Origin of the sequence: Streptomyces sp. NPDC047081 (assembly GCF_040643775.1) — a bacterium.
Lineage (GTDB): Bacteria > Actinomycetota > Actinomycetes > Streptomycetales > Streptomycetaceae > Streptomyces.
In genome coordinates this window covers 29,374-44,446 of sequence record NZ_JBEYUY010000019.1, presented here as the reverse complement: position 1 = coordinate 44,446, position 15,073 = coordinate 29,374, and the positions used below count along the sequence as shown (strand labels likewise).

The window sequence follows — 15,073 nt, the reverse complement described above, 5'->3', positions numbered from 1 at the left end:
AGAGTATCCGCAGCCACTGACATTCGTAGGCGGACGGCCGAAGCCGCCCGCCTACGGGAGGGGTCCCAACTACGAAGCGTCGCGCGCCTCTTCGCGGATCCTTTCGGCGATCTGGGTCGGCATCGGCTCGTGCCGCGCGTAACTGCGGTTGAAGCGTGCGGTGCCGTGCGACAGGGAGCGCAGGTCCACGGCGTACCGCCCGATCTCGATCTCGGGCACCTCGGCCCGGATCAGGGTGCGGCCGCCGCTGGTCTGTTCCGTGCCCAGCACCCGGCCGCGCCGCCCGGACAGGTCGCTCATCACGGCGCCCACGTAGTCGTCGCCGACCAGCACGGTCACCTCGGCCACCGGCTCCAGCAGATGGATCTTCGCGTCGGCCGCCGCCTCCCGCAGCGCCAGCGCGCCCGCCGTCTGGAAGGCCGCGTCCGAGGAGTCCACGGAGTGCGCCTTGCCGTCGAGCAGGGTCACCCGCACGTCGATGAGCGCGTAACCGGCGGCAACTCCCTTGGCGGCCTGGGCCCTTACGCCCTTCTCGACCGAGGGGATGAACTGCCGCGGCACCGCGCCGCCGACCACCTTGTCCACGAACTCGATGCCCGAGCCGCCGGGCAGCGGCTCCACCTCGATCTCGCAGATGGCGTACTGCCCGTGCCCGCCGGACTGCTTCACATGCCGCCCGCGCCCGGCCGACTTCCCGGCGAAGGTCTCCCGCAGGGACACCTTGTGCGGTACGACGTCGACCTGGACGCCGTAGCGGTTGCGCAGCCGTTCCAGCGCCACGTCCGCGTGCGCCTCGCCCAGGCACCACAGCACCACCTGGTGGGTGTCCTGGTTCTGTTCGAGCCGCATCGTCGGGTCCTCGGCGACCAGCCGGGACAGCCCCATGGAGAGCTTGTCCTCGTCCGCCTTGCTGTGCGCCTGGATGGCGAGCGGCAGCAGCGGGTCGGGCATCTCCCACGGCTCCATCAGCAGCGGGTCGTCCTTGGCGGAGAGGGTGTCACCGGTCTCGGCGCGGGCGAGCTTCGCCACGCACACCAGGTCGCCCGCGATGGCGTGCGTCACCGTGCGCTGCTGCTTGCCGAAGGGCGTGGACAGCGCGCCGACGCGTTCGTCGACGTCGTGGTCCTCGTGCCCGCGGTCGGACAGTCCGTGGCCCGAGACGTGCACCGTCTCGTCGGGGCGCAGGGTGCCCGAGAAGACGCGCACCAGCGAGACCCGGCCGACGTAGGGGTCGGACGCGGTCTTCACGACCTCCGCGACCAGCGGACCGGACGTGTCGCAGGCCTTGATCTCGCGCGGCTTGCCGTCGATGGTCGTGACCCCCGGCGTGGGGTGCTCGAACGGCGTCGGGAAGCCGCCCGTGATCAGCTCCAGCAGCTCGACCGTGCCGAGCCCCTGCCGGGCGCCCTCGGCCGCGGGTGCGGCGGCCAGGACCGGGAAGAAGACCCCGCGCGCCACGGCCCGCTCCAGGTCCTCGACGAGCGTCTTGAAGTCGATCTGCTCGCCGCCGAGGTAGCGGTCCATGAGGGTCTCGTCCTCGCTCTCCGCGATGATCCCCTCGATCAGCCGGTTGCGCGCCTCCTCGATCCCCGGCAGCAGGTCCTCGCCCGGCTCGGACTCCTTGCGCTCACCGGACGAGTAGTCGAACAGCTTCTGCGACAGCAGTCCGGTCAGCCCCGTCACGGGCGCGTGCCCGTCGGGCCCCTGCGGGCCGTGCAGCGGCAGGTAGAGCGGGAGCACGGCGTCGGGATCGTCCCCGCCGAAGGCCTCCGCGCAGGTCCGGGTCATCTCCTCGAAGTCGGCGCGGGCCGCCTCCAGGTGCGTGATCACGATCGCCCGCGGCATGCCCACCGCGGCGCACTCCTCCCACACCATGCGGGTCGAGCCGTCCACGCCGTCGGCGGCCGAGACGACGAAAAGGGCCGCGTCCGCCGCTCGCAGACCGGCCCTCAGCTCCCCGACGAAGTCGGCGTATCCGGGGGTGTCGAGAAGATTGACCTTGATGCCGTCCCATTCCACCGGCACCAGGGAGAGCTGCACCGACCGGTTCTGCCGGTGCTCGATCTCGTCGTAGTCCGAGACGGTGCCGCCGTCCTCCACACGGCCCGCCCGGTTCACCGCCCCCGCGGTCAGCGCGAGAGCTTCCACCAAAGTCGTCTTGCCCGATCCGGAGTGGCCGACCAGCACCACATTCCGTACGGACGCGGGGTGGTCGGCCGCTGTAGCCCTGCCGGCGGCTCCGGGGTGTGCGTTTGCCTTGTCGCCCATGGCCTTGCCTCCCGTGCACGGTGAGGTCTCTGTGGGCGCGGGCATGCCGGGCCGCGTGCGGTGGCGGCTCCGATGACGCCCGCGGTCCTTCGAGCTTTCCACTCCCGTCACGGTGCGTCCATACGGACGACGCGATCCCGCCGTTACCCGTATGCCGTGCGGTCGTGACATGGGCCTCCGGGTGCCCGGACGTCGTACACACGCGCGCGTGGCTACGATGGGCCAGCCGGTGGCCAGCAGGGGCCGCGCGGCCACACCGACCGTCGGGAAGGCCATGCTGAACAAGTACGCGCGTGCATTCTTCACGCGTGTCCTCACACCGTTCGCCGCGTTTCTCATCCGCCGGGGGGTCAGCCCCGACACGGTCACGCTCCTGGGCACCGCCGGAGTGGTCGCGGGCGCGCTGGTCTTCTACCCCATGGGCGAGTTCTTCTGGGGCACGGTCGTGATCACGCTGTTCGTGTTCTCCGACCTCGTCGACGGCAACATGGCCCGCCAGCTGGGCCGCTCCAGCCGCTGGGGCGCCTTCCTGGACTCCACCCTCGACCGGGTCGCCGACGGCGCGATCTTCGGCGGCTTCGCCCTCTGGTATGCCGGTGGTGGCGACGACATCGCGCTGTGCGCGGTCTCCATCTTCTGCCTGGCCAGCGGCCAGGTGGTCTCGTACACCAAGGCCCGCGGCGAGTCGATCGGCCTTCCGGTCGCCGTCAACGGCCTCGTCGAGCGCGCCGAGCGCCTGGTGATCTCGCTGGTCGCGGCCGGTTTGGCGGGCCTGCACAAGTTCGGCGTGCCCGGCATCCAGTACCTGCTGCCGGTCGCCCTGTGGGTCGTCGCCGTCGGCAGCCTGGTCACGCTGGTCCAGCGCGTGGTCACGGTCCGCCGGGAATCGGCCGATGCCGAGGCGGCCGCGGCCGCCCAGGAGAGCGAGAATGCCTCCCAGGGGAGGGAGGCGGCGAAGTGAGTCTCCGCGATCAGCTCACGGACGGGCTGTACGGACTCGGCTGGAGCACCGTGAAGAAGCTCCCCGAGCCCGCCGCCGTGCGCCTCGGGCGGACCATCGCCGACCTCGCCTGGAAGCGTCGTGGCAAGGGCGTGCAGCGCCTGGAGAGCAACTACGCGCGCGTGCTGCCCGACGCGAGCCCCGAGCACCTGGCCGAGCTCTCGCGCGCGGGCATGCGCTCCTACCTGCGCTACTGGATGGAGTCCTTCCGGCTGCCCGCCTGGAGCGCCGAGCGCATAAAGAACGGCTTCGACCCCAAGGACGTGCACCACCTCACCGACGGGATCGCCTCCGACAAGGGCGTCATCCTCGCGCTGCCGCACATGGCCAACTGGGACCTCGCCGGCGCCTGGGTCACCACCAAGCTCGAAACCCCCTTCACCACGGTCGCCGAGCGTCTCAAGCCCGAGACCCTGTACGACCGGTTCGTCGCCTACCGCGAGGGCCTCGGCATGGAGGTCCTCCCGCACAGCGGCGGCACCGCCTTCGGCACCCTGGCCCGGCGGCTGCGCGACGGCGGCCTGGTCTGCCTGGTGGCCGAGCGCGACCTGTCGTCCTCGGGCGTCGAGGTGCGGTTCTTCGGCGAGGCCACCCGGATGCCGGCCGGCCCGGCCCTCCTCGCCCAGCAGACCGGCGCGCTCCTGCTCCCGGTCACGCTCTGGTACGACGACTCGCCCGTCATGCAGGGCCGAGTGCATCCCCCGATCGAGGTACCCGAGACAGGCAACCGGGCCGAAAAGACGTCTGTCATGACACAGGCGCTGGCCGATGCCTTCGCCACGGGGATCGCCGACCATCCGGAGGACTGGCACATGCTCCAGCGCTTGTGGCTCAAGGACCTCGACCCCAGTAAGGGGCCCTCGTGAGGATCGGCATCGTCTGCCCGTACTCCTGGGACGTCCCGGGCGGCGTCCAGTTCCACATCCGTGACCTCGCCGAGTACTTCATCCGCCTGGGACACGAGGTCTCCGTCCTCGCCCCGGCGGACGACGACACCCCGCTGCCGCCGTACGTCGTCTCGGCGGGGCGCGCGGTGCCGGTGCCGTACAACGGCTCGGTGGCCCGCCTCAACTTCGGCTTCCTGTCGGCCGCCAGGGTCCGCCGCTGGCTGCACGACGGCGGCTTCGACGTCATCCACATCCACGAGCCGACCTCGCCGTCCCTCGGCCTGCTGACCTGCTGGGCGGCCTCGGGCCCGATCGTCGCCACCTTCCACACCTCCAACCCCCGCTCGCGCGCGATGATCGCCGCCTACTCGATCCTCCAGGCTGCCCTGGAGAAGATCAGCGCCCGGATCGCGGTGAGCGAGTACGCGCGCCGCACGCTCGTCGAACACCTCGGCGGCGACGCGGTGGTGATCCCGAACGGCGTGGACGTCGCCTTCTTCGCCAAGGCCAAGCCCAAGCCCGAATGGCAGGGCGACACCCTGGGCTTCATCGGCCGCATCGACGAGCCCCGCAAGGGCCTGCCGGTCCTGATGAAGGCCCTCCCGAAGATCCTCGCCGAGCGCCCGCAGACGCGGCTCCTGGTGGCCGGCCGCGGCGACGAGGAGGAGGCGGTCGAGTCCCTGCCCGCCGAACTCCGCTCCCGCGTCGAGTTCCTGGGCATGGTCAGCGACGAGGACAAGGCCCGCTTCCTGCGCAGCGTCGACCTGTACGTCGCACCCAACACCGGCGGCGAGAGCTTCGGCATCATCCTCGTCGAGGCCATGTCGGCGGGCGCCCCGGTGCTCGCCTCCGACCTGGACGCCTTCGCCCAGGTCCTCGACCAGGGCGCGGCGGGCGAACTGTTCGCCAACGAGGACTCGCAGGCGCTGGCTGAGGCGGCCGTACGACTGCTCGGTGATCCGGAGCGGCGGGCCGAGCTGCGCGAGCGCGGGAGCGCGCACGTGCGGCGCTTCGACTGGTCGACGGTCGGCGCGGACATCCTGTCGGTGTACGAGACGGTGACGGACGGCGCGGCGGCGGTGGCCGCGGCCGAGGACGACGAGCGGGGGCCGGGGCTCCGGGCGCGGTTCGGGCTCGCGCGGGACTGACCGGGCGCCCGGTGGCCGGGCATGATCCCGGCCGGTCCGGCGGCGCGTAGTGTGTGCGCCCGTGACCCCAACCCTCATCTGGATCCTCGCCGTTCTGGTCGCGATCGGCCTCTATCTGAGCTGGACCGCGGGCCGCCTGGACCGCCTGCACGCCCGGATCGACGCCGCCCGCGCCGCCCTCGACGCCCAGCTGCTGCGACGCGCCTCCGTGGCCCAGGAACTGGCCACCTCGGGCGTCCTGGACCCGGCCGCGTCGATCGTCCTGTACGAGGCCGCACACGCCGCCCGGCAGGCCGAGGAGGAGCAACGGGAGGTCACCGAGAGCGAGTTGAGCCAGGCGCTGCGCGCGGTCTTCGCGGAGGCCCCGCAGGTGGAGGCGGTGCGCGAGGCACCCGGGGGAGACGCGGCGGCCCACGAGCTCACCGAGGCCGTACGACGGGTCCCGATGGCCCGCCGCTTCCACAACGACGCGGTCGGCGCGGCCCGCCGGCTCCGCGAGCACCGCAAGGTCCGCTGGTTCCGGCTGGCCGGCCACGCCCCCTTCCCGATGGCCTTCGAGATGGACGACGAACCGCCGGCGGCCCTGGTCGACAGGGCGGCCTAGGGGCGGTCGCGCGAAAAGGATCCACCGGCTGTTCATTGGCCCTTGCCGTGGACTGGTCCACTCGCGTTTCCTCGGTGTTCGCAGAAACCCTCTTTCACTTCAGTGAGGTCACCCGTGTCCACCACCGACAACCAGGCCCCCGAGACCGGCACCGCCCGAGTGAAGCGCGGCATGGCCGAGCAGCTCAAGGGCGGCGTGATCATGGACGTCGTCACCCCGGAGCAGGCGAAGATCGCCGAGGACGCGGGCGCCGTCGCCGTCATGGCCCTGGAGCGGGTCCCGGCCGACATCCGCAAGGACGGCGGCGTGGCCCGGATGTCCGACCCGGACATGATCGAGGGCATCATCGACGCCGTCTCCATCCCGGTCATGGCCAAGTCCCGCATCGGCCACTTCGTCGAGGCCCAGGTGCTCCAGTCCCTCGGCGTCGACTACATCGACGAGTCCGAGGTCCTCACCCCGGCCGACGAGGTCAACCACTCCGACAAGTGGGCCTTCACCACCCCCTTCGTCTGCGGCGCCACCAACCTCGGCGAGGCCCTGCGCCGTATCGCCGAGGGCGCGGCCATGATCCGCTCCAAGGGCGAGGCCGGCACCGGCAACGTCGTCGAGGCCGTCCGTCACCTGCGCCAGATCAAGGGCGAGATCGCCAAGCTGCGCGGCTGCGACAACAACGAGATCTACGCCGCCGCCAAGGAGCTGCGCGCCCCGTTCGAGCTGGTCAAGGAGGTCGCCGAGCTCGGCAAGCTGCCGGTCGTGCTGTTCTCCGCCGGTGGCGTGGCCACCCCGGCCGACGCCGCGCTGATGCGCCAGCTCGGCGCCGAGGGCGTCTTCGTCGGCTCCGGCATCTTCAAGTCCGGCGACCCGGCCAAGCGCGCCGCCGCCATCGTGAAGGCGACCACCTTCTACGACGACCCCAAGATCATCGCGGACGCGTCCCGCAACCTCGGCGAGGCCATGGTCGGCATCAACTGCGACACCCTCCCCGAGGCCGAGCGTTACGCGAACCGAGGCTGGTAATGACCGATCCCGTGGTCGGAGTGCTCGCACTCCAGGGCGACGTACGGGAGCACCTCATCGCCCTGGCCGCGGCCGACGCCGTGGCCAGGCCGGTCAGGCGCCCCGAGGAACTCGCCGAGGTGGACGCCCTCGTCATCCCCGGCGGCGAGTCCACCACCATCTCCAAACTGGCCGTCCTGTTCGGCCTGATGGAGCCGCTACGTGCGCGCGTGCGTGCCGGAATGCCCGTCTACGGCACCTGCGCCGGCCTGATCATGCTCGCCGACAAGATCCTCGACCCGCGCTCGGGCCAGGAGACGATCGGCGGCATCGACATGATCGTGCGCCGCAACGCCTTCGGCCGGCAGAACGAGTCCTTCGAAGCGGCTGTCGACGTCAAGGGAATCGCGGGCGATGCTGTAGAGGGCGTCTTCATCCGCGCCCCCTGGGTCGAGTCCGTCGGCGCCGAGACCGAGGTGCTCGCCGAGCACGACGGCCACATCGTTGCGGTCCGCCAGGGCAACGCGCTCGCCACGTCGTTCCACCCGGAACTGACCGGCGACCACCGCGTGCACGCCCTGTTCGTCGACATGGTGCACGCGAACCGGGCGGCGGAGTCCTAGTAGGATCTCTGGCGTTCGTTGTTTGGATGGGTTACGCGAAGGAGACAGGCAGATGTCCGGCCACTCTAAATGGGCTACGACGAAGCACAAGAAGGCCGTGATCGACGCCAAGCGCGGCAAGCTCTTCGCGAAGCTGATCAAGAACATCGAGGTCGCGGCCCGCATGGGCGGCGCCGACATCGACGGCAACCCGACCCTCTACGACGCCATCCAGAAGGCCAAGAAGCAGTCGGTCCCGAACAAGAACATCGACTCGGCGGTCAAGCGCGGCGCCGGCCTGGAGGCCGGTGGCGCCAACTACGAGACGATCATGTACGAGGGTTACGGCCCGAACGGCGTCGCGGTGCTCATCGAGTGCCTCACCGACAACCGCAACCGCGCCGCCTCCGACGTGCGCGTCGCGATGACCCGCAACGGCGGCTCCATGGCCGACCCGGGCTCCGTGTCGTACCTGTTCAACCGCAAGGGCGTGGTGATCGTCCCCAAGGGCGAGCTGTCCGAGGACGACGTCCTGGGCGCCGTGCTCGACGCCGGCGCCGAGGAGGTCAACGACCTGGGCGAGTCCTTCGAGGTGCTCTCCGAGGCCACCGACCTGGTCGCGGTCCGCACCGCGCTCCAGGAGTCCGGCATCGACTACGACTCGGCCGACGCCAACTTCGTCCCGACCATGCAGGTCGAGCTGGACGAGGAGGGCGCCCGCAAGATCTTCAAGCTGATCGACGCCCTCGAGGACAGCGACGACGTGCAGAACGTCTTCGCCAACTTCGACGTCAGCGACGAGGTCATGGAGAAGGTCGACGCGTAGCGCTGCCGCGCGCTGAACGGTTTCGGCGGGCCGGTGGGACAACACGTCCCACCGGCCCGCCGCCGTTGTCGGTGGCAGCGGCTAGCCTGGCGTGAAGTCAAAGATCACCGAGGGGAGGGGCCGTGCGCGTACTGGGCGTGGATCCCGGTCTGACGCGGTGCGGCGTGGGCGTCGTCGAGGGAGTCGCGGGCCGGCCGCTCACGATGCTGGGCGTCGGCGTCGTACGCACGCCCGCGGACGCCGAGTTGGGCCACCGGCTCGTCGCGATCGAGCAGGGCATCGAGGCGTGGCTGGACGAGCACCGGCCCGAATTCGTCGCCGTGGAGCGGGTGTTCAGCCAGCACAACGTACGGACCGTGATGGGCACCGCCCAGGCCAGCGCCGTCGCGATGCTCTGCGCCGCCCGCCGCGGCATCCCCGTCGCCCTGCACACCCCCAGCGAGGTCAAGGCCGCCGTCACCGGCAGCGGCCGCGCCGACAAGGCCCAGGTCGGCGCCATGGTCACCCGCCTGCTCCGGCTCGACGCACCCCCGAAGCCGGCCGACGCGGCCGACGCCCTCGCGCTCGCCATCTGCCACATCTGGCGCGCCCCCGCGCAGAACCGACTCCAGCAGGCCGTGGCCCTGCACGCATCGAAAGGCCGTACGGCATGATCGCCTTCGTGAGCGGCACAGTGGCCGCCCTCGCTCCCGACGCGGCAGTGCTCGAGGTCGGCGGTGTCGGCATGGCCGTGCAGTGCACCCCGAACACGCTGTCCACGCTGCGCATGGGACAGCCCGCCAAGCTGCACACCTCACTGGTCGTCCGCGAGGACTCCCTCACCCTGTACGGCTTCGTGGACGACGACGAGCGCCAGGTCTTCGAGCTGCTGCAGACCGCGAGCGGGGTCGGCCCGCGCCTGGCCCAGGCGATGCTCGCCGTGCACAGCCCGGACGCCCTGCGCCGGGCCATCGCCACCAGCGACGAGAAGGCCCTCACCGCCGTCCCCGGCATCGGCAAGAAGGGCGCCCAGAAGCTGCTCCTGGAGCTCAGGGACCGCCTCGGCGAGCCCGTCGGCGCCCCCGCGATCGGCGCCCCCGTCACCCAGGGCTGGCGCGACCAGCTGCACGCCGCCCTCATCGGCCTCGGCTATGCCACCCGCGAGGCCGACGAGGCCGTCGCCGCCGTGACACCGCAGGCGGAGGCCGCCGAGGGCACGCCTCAGGTCGGGCAGTTGCTGAAGGCGGCCCTGCAGACGTTGAACCGAGCCCGCTGACCGAGTAAGGCACAGACATGAACTGGGACGACCCGACCGACGCCCCCGCCCCCGAGCGGCTGGTCGGTTCTGTCGCCGACCGCGAGGACCAGGCCGTCGAGGCCGCCCTGCGCCCCAAGGACCTGGACGAGTTCATCGGCCAGGAGAAGGTCCGCGAGCAGCTCGACCTGGTGCTGCGAGCCGCACGCGCGCGTGGCGCCACCGCCGACCACGTGCTGCTATCCGGCGCCCCCGGCCTCGGCAAGACCACCCTCTCGATGATCATCGCGGCCGAGATGGGCGCCCCGATCCGCATCACCTCCGGCCCCGCCATCCAGCACGCCGGCGACCTGGCCGCGATCCTCTCCTCCCTCCAGGAGGGCGAGGTCCTCTTCCTCGACGAGATCCACCGCATGTCGAGGCCCGCCGAGGAGATGCTGTACATGGCGATGGAGGACTTCCGCGTCGACGTCATCGTCGGCAAGGGCCCCGGCGCCACCGCCATCCCCCTGGAACTGCCCCCGTTCACCCTGGTCGGCGCCACCACGCGCGCGGGCCTGCTGCCGCCCCCGCTGCGCGACCGCTTCGGCTTCACCGCGCACATGGAGTTCTACGAGCCCGCCGAGCTGGAGCGCGTCATCCACCGCTCGGCGAACCTCCTCGACGTCGAGATCGAGGCCGACGGCGCCGCCGAGATCGCCGGCCGCTCCCGCGGCACGCCCCGTATCGCCAACCGCCTGCTGCGCCGCGTGCGCGACTACGCGCAGGTCAAGGCCGACGGGCTCATCACCCGGGACATCGCGGCGGCGGCGCTCAAGGTGTACGAGGTCGACGCCCGCGGCCTGGACCGGCTCGACCGTGCCGTCCTGGAGGCCCTGCTCAAGCTGTTCGGCGGCGGCCCGGTCGGGCTGTCCACCCTCGCCGTCGCGGTGGGGGAGGAGCGCGAGACCGTCGAAGAGGTGGCCGAGCCCTTCCTCGTACGGGAAGGACTGCTCGCGCGGACCCCGCGCGGACGGGTCGGCACCCCCGCCGCATGGGCGCATCTCGGTCTCACCCCGCCCCGCTCCGCGGGCACAGGAAACGGACAACAGGACCTGTTCGGGACGTGATGCCATTGTGACGGCGCGGGCATTGGCCGGGTCAGGAACCCAGGTGCCATGCTGAGCGTTGTTCCATGCGCGCGGACTCGCTTAGACTCCGCCGATGCCGCCTTTGTCGGCGGTATACATACCCCCATCCATGAGGCCGCTCTCCATCGCGGTCGTGCGAAGGAAACTCCGTCCCGTGAATATCACCATGCTCCTCCCGTTCATCGTGCTCATCGGGGCCATGTTCCTCATGACCCGCTCGGCCAAGCGCAAGCAGGCGCAGGCCGCCCAGATGCGCAACGAGATGCAGCCCGGCAGCGGCGTCCGCACGATCGGGGGCATGTACGCGACGGTCAAGGAGGTCAACGAGGACACGGTCCTCCTGGACGCCGGCCCGGGCGTCGAGCTCCTCTTCGCGAAGAACGCCATCGGTTCCGTGCTCAGCGACGACGAGTACAACCGCATCGTGCACGGCATCGAGCACGACCTGAAGTCCGACTCCGACGTCGTCCCGGACGACGCCTCCTCCCTCACCGAGACCGACGACTCCGCCGACGAAGCTGCCGCCGCCTCCGACGACAAGTCCGTCGACCTCGGCAAGAAGGACGCGCCCGAGGACTCGGCCGACGAGACCGTCGCCGCCGAGGCGAAGTCGGACGAGGAGCCGAAGAAGACCGACGGCGACTCCGAGGCGAAGTAGTCACTCCAGGGACGCGCGGCAGACCCCGCGCGCCCCTGGACGTGCGCATCTCGCACACGGGGATCCCGACACCATGTCATGGCCGCCACCGCGCTGACCCGGCGCGGAGCGGCCCGAGAGGGAGTACGAGAAGGTGGCAGCACCTAAGAAGGGCCGGAGCGCGAGCGCCCAGAGCAAGCCGGGGCGCTCGCTGGCCCTCATCCTGATCGCCATCGTGGCGCTCACCGGCGGCATGTTCGCCTCCGGACACACCACACCGCGGCTGGGCATCGACCTGGCCGGTGGTACGAGCATCACGCTGCGGGCGGTCCCGGAGAAGGGCCAGGAATCCGCGATCAACAAGACCAACATGGACACCGCGGTCGACATCATGAACCGCCGTGTCAATGGTCTTGGTGTCTCGGAGGCCGAGGTTCAGACCCAGGGCGACAAGAACATCATCGTCAACATCCCCAAGGGCACGAACTCCAAGGAAGCACGCGAGCAGGTCGGCACCACCGCCAAGCTGTACTTCCGCCCGGTGATCGCCACCGAGCTCTCCGGCGCGGCGGCCACGACCACGCCGTCGCCGAGCAGCTCCAGCAGCGCTTCGAGCAGCCCCTCCAGCAGCGCGTCCGAGAAGGCCACCGACAAGGCGACCTCCTCGACCCCGTCGGCCACCGCCACCTCGCAGGGCCGCGCTGTCACGGACGCCCTGAAGGCCGACTCGACGCCCAGCGCCACCGCCTCGTCCAGCGCGAAGGCCTCCTCCAGCGCCTCCGCGAGCGCCTCCCCGTCCGCGAGCAGCAGCTCCGCCACAGACGCCGCGGCCGCCAAGCTGGAGGCCGAGTACACCGCCCTGGACTGCACCAAGAAGTCGGTCCGCGCCACCGCCGGCAAGGGCGTCAAGCCCACCGACTCCACGGTCGCCTGCGGCCAGAACTCGCAGGGCCAGTGGCAGAAGTACATCCTCGGCCCGGCCGCGGTCGACGGCACCGACGTGAAGAAGGCCCAGGCCGTCTTCAACACGACGACCGCCGCCGGCTGGACCGTGACCATGGACTTCACGGGCAAGGGCACCAAGAAGTTCGGCACCATCACCGGACAGCTCGCGCAGAACCAGTCGCCGCAGAACCAGTTCGCCATCGTCCTCGACGGTGACGTCGTCTCCGACCCCTCGGTCAGCGAGGCGCTCACCGGCGGCAGCGCGGAGATCTCCGGCAGCTTCACCCAGGAAGAGGCGCAGAGCCTCGCCAACATGCTGTCGTACGGCGCCCTGCCGCTGACCTTCAAGGAGGACAGCGTCACCACGGTGACCGCCGCGCTCGGCGGCGAGCAGCTGCACGCCGGTCTGATCGCGGGCGCGATCGGCCTCGCGCTGGTCGTCATCTACCTGCTGATCTTCTACCGGGGCCTGTCGGTCATCGCCATCCCGTCGCTGCTGGTCTCCGCGATCCTCACCTACGTGATCATGTCCCTGCTCGGCCCGGCCATCGGCTTCGCGCTGAACCTGCCGGCCGTCTGCGGTGCGATCGTCGCGATCGGCATCACCGCGGACTCGTTCATCGTGTTCTTCGAACGCATCAGGGACGAGATCCGCGAGGGCCGCTCGCTGCGCCCGGCCGTCGAGCGGGCCTGGCCGCGCGCCCGGCGCACCATCCTGGTCTCCGACTTCGTGTCGTTCCTCGCCGCCGCGGTGCTGTTCATCGTGACCGTCGGCAAGGTCCAGGGCTTCGCGTTCACGCTCGGTCTGACCACCGTGCTCGACGTGGTCGTCGTCTTCCTGTTCACCAAGCCGCTGATGACGATCCTCGCCCGCCGGAAGTTCTTCGCCCAGGGCCACAAGTGGTCCGGCCTCGACCCGAAGGCCCTCGGCGCCAAGCCACCGCTGCGCCGCACCCGTCGTTCCGCCCCCGTCGACCCGAAGGAAGCGTGAGATGTCGAAACTCGGCAGCCTCGGCGCCCGTCTGCACCGCGGCGAGGTCGGCTACGACTTCGTCGGAAAGCGCAAGATCTGGTACGGCGTCTCCATCCTGATCACCATCACGGCCATCCTCGGCCTGGCGGTGCGCGGCCTGAACATGGGCATCGAGTTCCAGGGCGGCGCGGTCTTCACCACCCCGAAGCACATGACCACCTCGGTCGCCTCGGCCGAGAGCTTCGCGGAGGACGCGTCCGGCCACGACGCGATCGTCCAGAAGCTCGGCGACGGCAGCCTGCGCATCCAGATCGCGGGCATCGACACCGACAAGTCCGACGCGATCAAGGACAAGCTCGCCACCGACCTGAAGGTCGACTCGGAGAACATCAACGCCGACCTGGTCGGCCCGAGCTGGGGCGACCAGATCGCCAACAAGGCCTGGCAGGGCCTGGCGATCTTCATGGTCCTCGTCGTGATCTACCTGGCGATCGCCTTCGAGTGGCGCATGGCCGTGGCGGCGCTCGTCGCCCTGATCCACGACATCACCATCACCACCGGTATCTACGCCCTCGTCGGCTTCGAGGTCACACCGGGCACCGTGATCGGTCTGCTCACCATCCTCGGTTACTCGCTCTACGACACGGTCGTCGTCTTCGACAGCCTCAAGGAGCAGACGAAGGACATCACCAAGCAGACCCGCTGGACCTTCAGCGACGTCGCCAACCGCTCGATCAACAGCACCCTGATGCGGTCCATCAACACGACCGTCGTCGCGCTGCTGCCGGTCGGCGGCCTGCTCTTCATCGGTGGCGGCATCCTCGGCGCCGGCATGCTCAACGACATCTCGCTGTCGCTGTTCGTCGGCCTCGCGGCCGGTGCGTACTCCTCGATCTTCATCGCCACGCCGCTCGTCGCCGACCTCAAGGAGCGCGAGCCGCAGATGAAGGCGCTCAAGAAGCGCGTCCTCGCCAAGCGCGCCCAGGCGGCCAGCGAGGAGGAGCAGGCGGAGGCCCGCGGCGCGGACCTGCTGCACGACGAGGAGCCGGAGGACGCCGCCCCGGCGGTCGTCGGCCCGCGCAACCAGCCGGCGTCCCGCAACCGCGGCCGTGGCCGTCCCTCCGGGAAGCGCGCGCGGTGACCGGCATCGAGGAGCTGCTGCTCAGCCGCATCCGTGACGTGGCCGACTACCCGGAGCCGGGTGTGATGTTCAAGGACATCACCCCGCTCCTGGCCGACCCGGCCGCCTTCACGGCGCTCACCGGCGCGCTGGCGGAGATCGCCACCAGCACCGGCGCCACCAAGGTCGTCGGCCTGGAGGCCCGGGGCTTCATCCTGGGCGCCCCGGTCGCCGTCCGGGCCGGCCTCGGCTTCATCCCCGTACGCAAGGCGGGCAAGCTCCCCGGAGCCACGCTCAGCCAGGCGTACGACCTGGAGTACGGCTCGGCGGAGATCGAGGTCCACGCCGAGGACCTGTCGGCCGACGACCGCATCCTGATCGTCGACGACGTCCTGGCGACGGGCGGCACGGCGGAAGCGTCCATCGAGCTGATCCGCCGGGCGGGCGCCGAGGTGGCGGGCCTGGCGGTCCTCATGGAGCTGGGCTTCCTCTCGGGCCGGGCCCGCCTGGAGCCGGCTCTCGGCGGCGCCCCACTGGAGGCCCTGCTGGTGGTCTGACGCCCGCAGCACGCCTCGTAAGCGATACGAGAACGGCCGCCCCGGCATCTGTCCGGGGCGGCCGTTCCGTGTTGCACACCCTTCGGGCACCCCCGCTTCACCTCCCGGAATGCCGGCGGTAGCCCCCCGTGTTACTCGGGTAG

General features: G+C 70.7%; 15 protein-coding genes. 14 read left to right on the top strand and 1 reads right to left on the bottom strand.

The window, feature by feature from the left end; all coding sequences use genetic code 11:
* Positions 1–69: 69 nt before the first annotated feature.
* Entirely contained in the window at positions 70–2,268 is a 2,199-nt protein-coding gene (locus ABZ848_RS31085; protein WP_360837255.1) for an elongation factor G-like protein EF-G2, read from the bottom strand.
* Positions 2,269–2,485: 217 nt separating this feature from the next.
* Here ABZ848_RS31085 and pgsA point away from each other — a divergent pair, with 217 nt between their 5' ends.
* The 14 genes from pgsA (at position 2,486) to ABZ848_RS31015 (ending at position 14,930) form a co-directional block, all read left to right on the top strand.
* On the top strand, positions 2,486–3,229 hold the full coding sequence (gene pgsA, locus ABZ848_RS31080) for a phosphatidylinositol phosphate synthase (protein WP_360837476.1): 744 nt from the start codon (positions 2,486–2,488) through the stop codon (positions 3,227–3,229).
* Positions 3,226–4,134: a phosphatidylinositol mannoside acyltransferase gene (locus tag ABZ848_RS31075; RefSeq protein WP_360837254.1), complete on the top strand. Its 909-nt coding sequence runs from the start codon at positions 3,226–3,228 to the stop codon at positions 4,132–4,134. Before pgsA ends, ABZ848_RS31075 begins: the two co-directional genes overlap by 4 nt.
* On the top strand, positions 4,131–5,303 hold the full coding sequence (locus tag ABZ848_RS31070; protein ID WP_360837252.1) for a glycosyltransferase family 4 protein: 1,173 nt from the start codon (positions 4,131–4,133) through the stop codon (positions 5,301–5,303). Before ABZ848_RS31075 ends, ABZ848_RS31070 begins: the two co-directional genes overlap by 4 nt.
* A gap of 61 nt (positions 5,304–5,364) precedes the next feature.
* Positions 5,365–5,907 (top strand): hypothetical protein, encoded by a 543-nt coding sequence (locus tag ABZ848_RS31065; RefSeq protein WP_360837251.1) that lies wholly within the window; start codon positions 5,365–5,367, stop codon positions 5,905–5,907.
* 114 nt (positions 5,908–6,021) lie between these two features.
* The gene (gene pdxS, locus ABZ848_RS31060) at positions 6,022–6,927 is read left to right on the top strand and encodes a pyridoxal 5'-phosphate synthase lyase subunit PdxS (protein WP_360837249.1); all 906 of its coding nucleotides are present in this window, start codon (positions 6,022–6,024) and stop codon (positions 6,925–6,927) included.
* A complete protein-coding gene (pdxT, locus tag ABZ848_RS31055; protein ID WP_360837247.1) occupies positions 6,927–7,529 on the top strand; it encodes a pyridoxal 5'-phosphate synthase glutaminase subunit PdxT in 603 nt (200 codons plus the stop codon). The genes pdxS and pdxT overlap by 1 nt, the downstream gene beginning before the upstream one ends.
* Before the next feature lie 52 nt (positions 7,530–7,581).
* Positions 7,582–8,334 (top strand): YebC/PmpR family DNA-binding transcriptional regulator, encoded by a 753-nt coding sequence (locus tag ABZ848_RS31050; protein ID WP_360837245.1) that lies wholly within the window; start codon positions 7,582–7,584, stop codon positions 8,332–8,334.
* Positions 8,335–8,456: 122 nt separating this feature from the next.
* Entirely contained in the window at positions 8,457–8,987 is a 531-nt protein-coding gene (ruvC, locus tag ABZ848_RS31045; protein ID WP_360837243.1) for a crossover junction endodeoxyribonuclease RuvC, read from the top strand.
* Complete coding sequence (ruvA, locus tag ABZ848_RS31040) at positions 8,984–9,589, top strand: Holliday junction branch migration protein RuvA (RefSeq protein WP_360837242.1); 606 nt, start codon at positions 8,984–8,986, stop codon at positions 9,587–9,589. Before ruvC ends, ruvA begins: the two co-directional genes overlap by 4 nt.
* A 17-nt stretch (positions 9,590–9,606) precedes the next feature.
* On the top strand, positions 9,607–10,677 hold the full coding sequence (gene ruvB, locus ABZ848_RS31035) for a Holliday junction branch migration DNA helicase RuvB (protein WP_360837241.1): 1,071 nt from the start codon (positions 9,607–9,609) through the stop codon (positions 10,675–10,677).
* Between the two features lie 175 nt (positions 10,678–10,852).
* A complete protein-coding gene (gene yajC, locus ABZ848_RS31030; RefSeq protein ID WP_360837239.1) occupies positions 10,853–11,356 on the top strand; it encodes a preprotein translocase subunit YajC in 504 nt (167 codons plus the stop codon).
* A gap of 133 nt (positions 11,357–11,489) precedes the next feature.
* Positions 11,490–13,271: a protein translocase subunit SecD gene (gene secD / locus ABZ848_RS31025; protein WP_360837237.1), complete on the top strand. Its 1,782-nt coding sequence runs from the start codon at positions 11,490–11,492 to the stop codon at positions 13,269–13,271.
* Between the two features lies 1 nt (position 13,272).
* Positions 13,273–14,394 (top strand): protein translocase subunit SecF, encoded by a 1,122-nt coding sequence (secF, locus tag ABZ848_RS31020; protein ID WP_360837235.1) that lies wholly within the window; start codon positions 13,273–13,275, stop codon positions 14,392–14,394.
* On the top strand, positions 14,391–14,930 hold the full coding sequence (locus tag ABZ848_RS31015; protein WP_360837233.1) for an adenine phosphoribosyltransferase: 540 nt from the start codon (positions 14,391–14,393) through the stop codon (positions 14,928–14,930). The genes secF and ABZ848_RS31015 overlap by 4 nt, the downstream gene beginning before the upstream one ends.
* Positions 14,931–15,073: the final 143 nt, after the last annotated feature.

What these genes read in the sequence shown, in the direction of transcription:
- ABZ848_RS31085 (WP_360837255.1), bottom strand. Translation starts at nt 2,268, where the DNA reads ATGGGCGACAAGGCAAACGCACACCCCGGAGCCGCCGGCAGGGCTACA.
- pgsA (WP_360837476.1), top strand. Translation starts at nt 2,486, where the DNA reads ATGGGCCAGCCGGTGGCCAGCAGGGGCCGCGCGGCCACACCGACCGTC.
- pdxT (WP_360837247.1), top strand. Translation starts at nt 6,927, where the DNA reads ATGACCGATCCCGTGGTCGGAGTGCTCGCACTCCAGGGCGACGTACGG.
- ABZ848_RS31050 (WP_360837245.1), top strand. Translation starts at nt 7,582, where the DNA reads ATGTCCGGCCACTCTAAATGGGCTACGACGAAGCACAAGAAGGCCGTG.
- ruvA (WP_360837242.1), top strand. Translation starts at nt 8,984, where the DNA reads ATGATCGCCTTCGTGAGCGGCACAGTGGCCGCCCTCGCTCCCGACGCG.
- ruvB (WP_360837241.1), top strand. Translation starts at nt 9,607, where the DNA reads ATGAACTGGGACGACCCGACCGACGCCCCCGCCCCCGAGCGGCTGGTC.
- secF (WP_360837235.1), top strand. Translation starts at nt 13,273, where the DNA reads ATGTCGAAACTCGGCAGCCTCGGCGCCCGTCTGCACCGCGGCGAGGTC.